We start from the raw sequence: 6,812 nt of genomic DNA, 5'->3' as shown, positions 1-6,812 counted from the left end.
CGTCCCGGCCGGCCGTTCCGCGCCGCCGCTCACTCCGCGCCGAGCAGCTTCAGCAGCTCGTGGCGGCCGAACATCCGCGCCGTGTCGATGGCCGACGGATCGCCCGCGGCCGGGTCGGCGCCGGCCTCCAGCAGCAGCCGCACCATCTCCTCCTGGTCCTTGAAGACCGCGCCCCCGATGGGCGTCTGGCCGCGGTCGTTGACCCGGTTGGGATCGGCGCCGCGCTCCAGCAGGGCCCGCACGGCGGGGGTGCGGCCGTAGTAGGCGGCGAGCATCAGGATCGAGTCGCCCTTGTCGTTGGTCAGGTTGGCCGGAACACCCGCGTCCACGTACGCCGCCAGGGTGTCCGTGTCGCCCTCCCGGGCGAGGTCGAAGACCTTGGCCGCGAGCTGGAGCACCTCCGGGTCGTGTGCGGGCTGGGAGGTCTCGGGGGTCGGGGCGTCGGACATCGGGTGCCTCCTCGTCGTACCGTCTCGCCGCCGCGGCGGCCGATCGCTTGCAGCCTACGTATGCCCGTTTTCCGGCCGGTGCCGCCGCGCCCCCGCCGACCGTACCGCCGCGGCTCGGGCCGCTCAGAGCTTGATGACGACCAGGGCCGCGTCGTCGGCGGTGCCCCGGTTCATGCCGAGGTCCTCCAGGAGGTTGTCGGCGATCTCCTCCGGGCCCAGGCAGCGGTGCCGGGCCAGGCTCTCCGACAGCCGCTTGAGCCCGACGTCGATGGACTCCTCGCGGCGCTCGACCAGTCCGTCGGTGTAGAGGACGAGCGTCGAGCCCGGCACGTAGGTGGTGATCGCCTGCGGCCGGTGCGAGGGTCTGCTCCGGGCGGCCAGGGGCACGTCGGTGGCCTGGTCCAGCAACTCGGTGTACCCGTCGGGGCGGCACAGCATCGGGGGCAGGTGGCCGGCGCTGCTGTAGGTGAGCGTGTGCGTGTGGGTGTCGATGTCGAGCTTGACGGCGGTGGTGGCCAGCGCGCCGTCGAGGGAGCGCGCGTACAGGTCCAGGCCGTACAGCGCCTGCGCGGGGCCGTCGGCGACGCGCATGGCGGCGCTGAGGGCGCTGCGCAGCTGCCCCATCACACTGGCGGCCTCCAGGCCCCGGCCGACGACGTCGCCCACGGCCACGGCGAAGCGGTCCTCGCTGAGGTTGATCATGTCGTACCAGTCACCGCACACGTTCAGCGAGCCCTGGGCGGGCCGGTAGCGCACGGCCGCGCTGCGGCGCTCCAGCGGCATGTGCGTCGGCAGCATGGCCTTCTGGAGGGTGAGGGCCACCTCGTGCTCGCGGGCGTGAGCCTGCCGCAGCCGCTCGTTGTGCTCGTACAGCTCCCGCGCGCGGGCGTACAGCTCGGACTCGGCGATCTTCCCGCCGGCCGCCCACAGGCCGGTGCCGGCACCGGTCAGGCTGGTGGGGCGGGCGAGGCTGTCACGCACGTACGCGGTGGCGTCCTCGACGCGGTGGATGATCAGGCGCACCGAGCCGTCCTCCCCGAGGACGGGGGTGTTGACCGGGCTCCAGTACCGCTCCTCGTACCCGCCCTCGGGGCCGGGGCGGGGGATGTCGTACCGCTGGAGGACCATGGTGTCCGGCTTGCCCGTCTCCAGTACGCGCCGGAACGAGGCCAGCAGGTTCCCGGGGCCGTCGGCGTTCGGGTCGTCCGGGTTGGCGGGGAAGGCGTCGAACACATGGCGGCCGAGCAGCTCGCCTCGGACGCGCCCGGTGATCTCCAGATAGGCCTGGTTGGCCTCGACGAGGACGAGGTCCGGGTCCAGCACCGCCAGGGGGGTGGGGACGGCGCCGAACAGGACGGCGTAGTCGATGTTGCCGCTCACCTGGCCCACGGCCCCTCCCCTCTGCGCGGTGCCGGCCGGAGCCGGGGACCTCTTCGTGATGGTGGCACGTACTCGCTGTCCGTCTCGAACACTACCGCGCGGCTCACGGGGGCAGCGGTCCGCGGACGGAAGGCCGCTGCCGTCTCCCGTCGCGGCTCACCGCGGGCGGGGGCGGCGCTCCGGTCGGAGAGGGCGGATTCGGCCGTTGAGCATCTCTTCTGTGCGGTTGTGCGCCGGATGGGCGGGTGCGCGCCGCGGCGGAGCGGCGAGCCATGACCGTACCCGATCTTGGGGGGCGTGTGGTGGGTTCCACAGTGTCTCCACACTCCGCGCAGGGAGGGCCGCGGGCGGGGGAGCCCCCGGAGCCGGCCCGTGCCCGGCCCGCGTCAGAAGACGTCCGGCGCCCAGGGCCTGCGGCCCGTGCGCAGCAGGGCGTCCGCCAGGGCCGCCGCGCCGGGGCGCTCCTCGGCGAGCCGTCCCAGTTCCCGCAGCCGTGAGGCGGACTCGTCCCCCAGATACAGCGAGCTGAGCGCGCCCACATCCATCGAGAGGTCGGCCGAGCGCCCGGTGGGGGCGCAGGCGGCGCCCTCCGGGGAGGCGTCCAGCAGGAAGCGCCCACCGGCGATGCCCATCGGGTCCTCCAGCTCCAGAACCAGCGTGCCGGAGACCGGGTACGTGCGGGCCCGCAGCAGCGCGGGGACGTCCAGCGGACGCAGCCACAGGAAGTCCGCGTGGGAGGTGATCCGGGCGGCGCGCGGGTTCGGCAGCAGCCGGGGGAGGAGGGAGTCGGGGGCGAGCCGGCGGCAGTGGACGGTGGCGACCCAGTCCATGGAGAGCAGGAAGTGCCACAGATCCCGCTCGGCGGCGGTGTCGGCGGCGATCAGGTCGTGGACACGGGCGTTCAGGCGCGGCGCCTTGTTCTCCCAGTGGTCGTCGGCGGTGTACGACAGCAGCCCCCGCACGTCCCCCGCGGCGTCGCGGTACACGGCGTGGAAGGCCGGGGGGACGAGGCCGCTGCCGGGCCAGCCGATCGCGCCGGTGTGGAGCTTCCACCAGCGCTCGGTGCGGTCGGTCATGCCCTGCCGGTCGGGCAGCGCGCGCACCCGCTCGTGCAGCGCGGCGCCCAGGACGCGTGCCCGGGCGGGCTCCACCAGGTCGATCCGCGCGCCCTCCTCCTCCGGGCGCGACCAGTTCGGGTCCAGCCCGGCGCGGGCGGCGTCCACGGTCCAGTCGGTCGACCAGGTCGCCGGGCCGTAGCCGTAGCGGCCGTAGATCGGGTACTCGGCGGAGTCCAGCGTCGAGCAGAGGTCCCCGCGCTCCCTCCCGTCGGCCAGCGCGTCGCGCATCATCCGCGTCAGCAGCCCGCGGCGGCGGTGGGTGGGCAGCACGGAGACGTTGGTGACGGCCAGGGAGTCCACCGCCGCGCCGCCGGGGACGGTCAGCCGCTGCGGCAGGGTGCGGAAGGTGGCGACGCAGCGGCCGTCCTCGAACGCCCCCAGGGTGCGGCCGAGTTCGATTCCGCCGCGCCGGGCGGCCAGCTCCTCGGCGGTGAGCTCCGCGGAGTTCAGGAAGCCGGCGCGCAGAGCGCGCAGCCAGCCCGGGTACTCGTCCTCGGTGATGGTGCGGATGCCGGGAGCGCTGGAGTCCATGGGGGTTACGTTAGGACCGCCCGCCTCAGAACGTCGCGCGGATTTCTCCCACCCGCCTCCCACCGCCCAGCAGCGGGGAGTCGCCGATCTCCGCCAGCGCCGGGGAGTCCACGCCCATCCGCTCCAGCGTCCGGGCCAGGACCGGGCCGAGCGCCCGCAGCCCTCCGTCGTCGATCTTGACCGCCAGCGCGCGTCCGTCGGGCAGGGCCACGGCCTGGACCGCCTCGGCGCCCACCTTCGCCAGTGTTCCCGGCACCTCGCGCATCAGGCGGGTGTCCTCGCGCCGGGTGCCCGCCACGTACTCGGGGTGGGCCCGCATGGCGTCGGCGACCCGGCGCTCGGGGGTGCCCGGTTCGGCCAGCACGAAGGAGCGGAAGGCGCGGGCCAGGCCGGTGAGGGAGACCGCCATCAGCGGGGCGCCGCAGCCGTCGGTCCCGGTGTGCGCGACCGGCTCGCCCGCCGCCGCCTCGATCCGCTCGCGCACCAGCACCTGGAGGGGGTGGCCGGGGTCGAGGTAGTCGGCGCCGGACCAGCCGTTCACCCGGCAGGCCGCGAGCATGGCGGTGTGCTTGCCCGAGCAGTTCATGGCGGTGCGGGAGGGACGCGAGCCCGCCGCCAGGAACCGGTCGGCCTCCTCGCGGTCCAGCGGCAGGTCGGGCGGGCAGCCCAGGTCCTCCTCGGTCAGCCCGTGCTCGGCGAGCATGGTGCGCACCAGCTCCAGGTGGAAGGGCTCGCCGGAGTGGCTGGCGGCGGCCAGCGCCAGCCGCTCGCCCGACAGCTCGAGGCCGGCGTGGAGTACGGCCGCCGCCTGCATCGGCTTGTTGGACGAGCGGGGGTAGACCGGCGCGGCCACCTCGCCCAGCGACCACTCCACGCCGCCGTCCGGGCCGAGCACCACCACGGAACCGCGGTGGTGCCCCTCGGTGAACCCCGAGCGCACGACCTCGGCGAGGACCGGGAGCCGCGCGGAGGGCGGTCCGGCGAGCGGTCCGGGCCGCTCGCCGGGAGCGGGGGTGTTCGCGGGCGGGGTGGTGCTGGCGGACATGGGCGGCCTTCCCTGGGTGTAGGGGGGACGACCGCCCCCGGGGTCAGGGCAGCAGGTCGTCCACGTGTGCTTCGCCCTCACGGTACCTGCGCGCGATCTCGGCGCTGCACCCGTTCGCCGTCCGCTGGAGCGCTTGGCGGCGCCGGGAGATCCGGTGCTCGTGCTCGCCCAGCCGCGCCATGGCGGCGTGCAGCTCGGCGTCGGTGCGGGCGCCGAGGTCGGACAGCTCGACCTCGGAGAGCACCTCCTCGGCCAGCCGCCGGTACTCCTCGCTGCGCGGGGTGCGCAGCGTCACATGGCGGGCCGAACGCGCCGGGCCCCGGCCGGGCGGGGGAGCGTCGGCGAGGATCTCCGCCAGCCGGTCGATCAGGGGTACGTCCGCGGCGCTGCGGCGGGCCAGTTCGGCGCGGAGAATGTCGACGCGGCCCTGGACCAGCCGCCGCACGTAGCTGAGGTCGGCTTCCTCCTGCTGCGCCTGGCGGCGCAGTTCGCGCAACTGGGGCAGGCGCAGACCGGTCAGCTCCGGTGGCCCGGCGTCGTACGGGAGCGCCCCGCCGACGTCGGCGGGAGGGCCCGCCGGGGCGGTCTTCGGGCCACCCGCCGAGGCGGAGGTGGTGGTGGACGCGGCCTCGCGGGCCGCCGGTACGGCTCCGGGTGTCCGCCCGGTTCCGGCAGTGCTCATCTTCTGTGTGCCCCTCGTCCCCTTCGCCGTGGATCACAACGCGGTGCCACGGCCCGTCACGGATACGCCGCAGGCCACCGCACGCACCGTGCTGCACGCATCGTGCCACCGCGGGCACCCTGCGTGCAGTCCGGGCCACCCGTCCGGAGGCTGTCGGCGGGCGCACGACCGGGGCGGCATGATGGTCGGCATGCGAGCTGTGGTGCAGAGGGTCGACGGTGCGAGGGTGGTCGTCGGGGGAGAGGCCGTCGGTGAGATCACCGGTGAGGGCCTGTGCGTGCTGGTCGGGGTGACGCACGACGACACCCCTGAGAAGGCCGACCGGCTCGCGCGCAAACTGTGGGGTCTGCGGATCCTGGAGGGCGAGAGGTCCTGCTCGGACACCGGCGCCCCTCTGCTGGTCGTCAGTCAGTTCACCCTCTACGGCGACGCCCGCAAGGGACGCCGCCCCACCTGGCAGGCCGCCGCTCCCGGCCCGGTGGCCGAGCCCCTGGTCGAGGAGGTGTGCGCCCGGCTGCGGGCGCTGGGCGCGCGGGTGGAGACGGGCCGCTTCGGGGCGAAGATGGAGGTCTCGCTCACCAACGACGGCCCGTTCACGGTGCTGCTGGAGATCTGAGGGCCTGCCTCCGCGGGTCCGCGCGGACCCGCGGAAGCAGGCCCTCCGGCCCCTGCCGCCCCCCCCGTGACGGCGGCAGGGACCGCTCACGATCCCCCGTCTCGCGCGGTCACTTCACCGATCCCGCCATGACGCCCTGCACGAAGTGCTTCTGGAAGGCGAAGAACACCACGAGCGGAACGGCCAGCGACAGGAAGGCGCCGGGCGCGAGGATCTCGATGTTGCTGCCGAACTGCCGCATCTCCGACTGGAGCGCGACGGTCAGCGGCTGCGAGTCGCTGTCGGCGAAGATCAGCGCCACCAGCATGTCGTTCCACACCCACAGGAACTGGAAGATGGCCAGGCTCGCGATCGCGGGCCTGCCCACCGGCAGGATGAGCCGGGTGAGGATCCGCCACTCCCCGCCGCCGTCCATCCGCGCGGCCTCCAGCATCTCCCGCGGAATCTCCGCGAAGTAGTTGCGCAGCAGGAAGACCGCGAAGGGCAGGCCGTAGGCGACGTGGAAGAGGACCACGCCGGGGATCGTGCCGAACAGCCCGACCGCGCCCAGCATCTTCGCCACCGGCAGCAGACCGACCTGGACGGGCACCACCAGCAGCCCGACGACCACCAGGAAGATCCAGTCGCGGCCGGGGAACTCCAGCCAGGCGAAGGCGTATCCGGCCAGTGCGGCGACCACCACCACGGCGGCGGTGGTGGGCACCGAGATCAGCACGGTGTTCCAGAAGGCCCGGGTGATGCCGGAATCCGCCAGCAGGGCCGTGTAGTTGTCGGCCGACAACTGCCCCGGCTCGGTCAGCGCCGTCCACCAGCCGCTGGCGGAGTTGGCCTCCTCCGACCTCAGCGAGGACAGGAACAGTCCCAGCGCGGGGGTGATCCACACCAGCGCGGTGACGACCAGGAACACCTGGACGGCGGTCCTGCCCAGCCAGGCGCCGATCCGCGCGCCGGCGGGCCGCCGCGCCCGGCCCGCGCGCGAGGGGTGGTGCCC

The 6,812-nt window shown here is 74.4% G+C and carries 7 protein-coding genes; 1 reads left to right on the top strand and 6 read right to left on the bottom strand.

What is annotated here, in order from left to right:
• Positions 1-29 precede the first annotated feature (29 nt).
• The 5 genes from AC2CJA_RS22110 to AC2CJA_RS22090 all read right to left on the bottom strand — a co-directional run bounded on the left by AC2CJA_RS22110 (position 30) and on the right by AC2CJA_RS22090 (position 5,205).
• A complete protein-coding gene (locus AC2CJA_RS22110) occupies positions 30-449 on the bottom strand; it encodes an ankyrin repeat domain-containing protein (RefSeq protein WP_241718382.1) in 420 nt (139 codons plus the stop codon).
• Between the two features lie 123 nt (positions 450-572).
• Complete coding sequence (locus AC2CJA_RS22105) at positions 573-1,838, bottom strand: PP2C family protein-serine/threonine phosphatase (protein WP_484604424.1); 1,266 nt, start codon at positions 1,836-1,838, stop codon at positions 573-575.
• Between the two features lie 377 nt (positions 1,839-2,215).
• The gene (locus AC2CJA_RS22100; RefSeq protein WP_484604423.1) at positions 2,216-3,478 is read right to left on the bottom strand and encodes a GNAT family N-acetyltransferase; all 1,263 of its coding nucleotides are present in this window, start codon (positions 3,476-3,478) and stop codon (positions 2,216-2,218) included.
• 25 nt (positions 3,479-3,503) lie between these two features.
• Complete coding sequence (locus AC2CJA_RS22095) at positions 3,504-4,523, bottom strand: asparaginase (protein WP_484604422.1); 1,020 nt, start codon at positions 4,521-4,523, stop codon at positions 3,504-3,506.
• 43 nt (positions 4,524-4,566) lie between these two features.
• On the bottom strand, positions 4,567-5,205 hold the full coding sequence (locus AC2CJA_RS22090; RefSeq protein ID WP_484604421.1) for an RsiG family protein: 639 nt from the start codon (positions 5,203-5,205) through the stop codon (positions 4,567-4,569).
• A gap of 190 nt (positions 5,206-5,395) precedes the next feature.
• Between AC2CJA_RS22090 and dtd the strand changes: the two genes are divergently transcribed.
• Positions 5,396-5,821 (top strand): D-aminoacyl-tRNA deacylase, encoded by a 426-nt coding sequence (gene dtd, locus AC2CJA_RS22085; RefSeq protein ID WP_484604420.1) that lies wholly within the window; start codon positions 5,396-5,398, stop codon positions 5,819-5,821.
• A 109-nt stretch (positions 5,822-5,930) separates the two neighbouring features.
• Here the strand turns inward: dtd and AC2CJA_RS22080 are convergent, their stop codons facing one another.
• On the bottom strand, positions 5,931-6,761 hold the full coding sequence (locus AC2CJA_RS22080) for a carbohydrate ABC transporter permease (RefSeq protein ID WP_484604425.1): 831 nt from the start codon (positions 6,759-6,761) through the stop codon (positions 5,931-5,933).
• Between the last annotated feature and the right edge of the window lie 51 nt (positions 6,762-6,812).

It is taken from the genome of Streptomyces sp. ATLC9, from assembly GCF_057196705.1.
The sequence above is the reverse complement of the archived record's forward strand: the minus strand, read 5'-3'. Positions and strand labels throughout refer to the sequence as shown.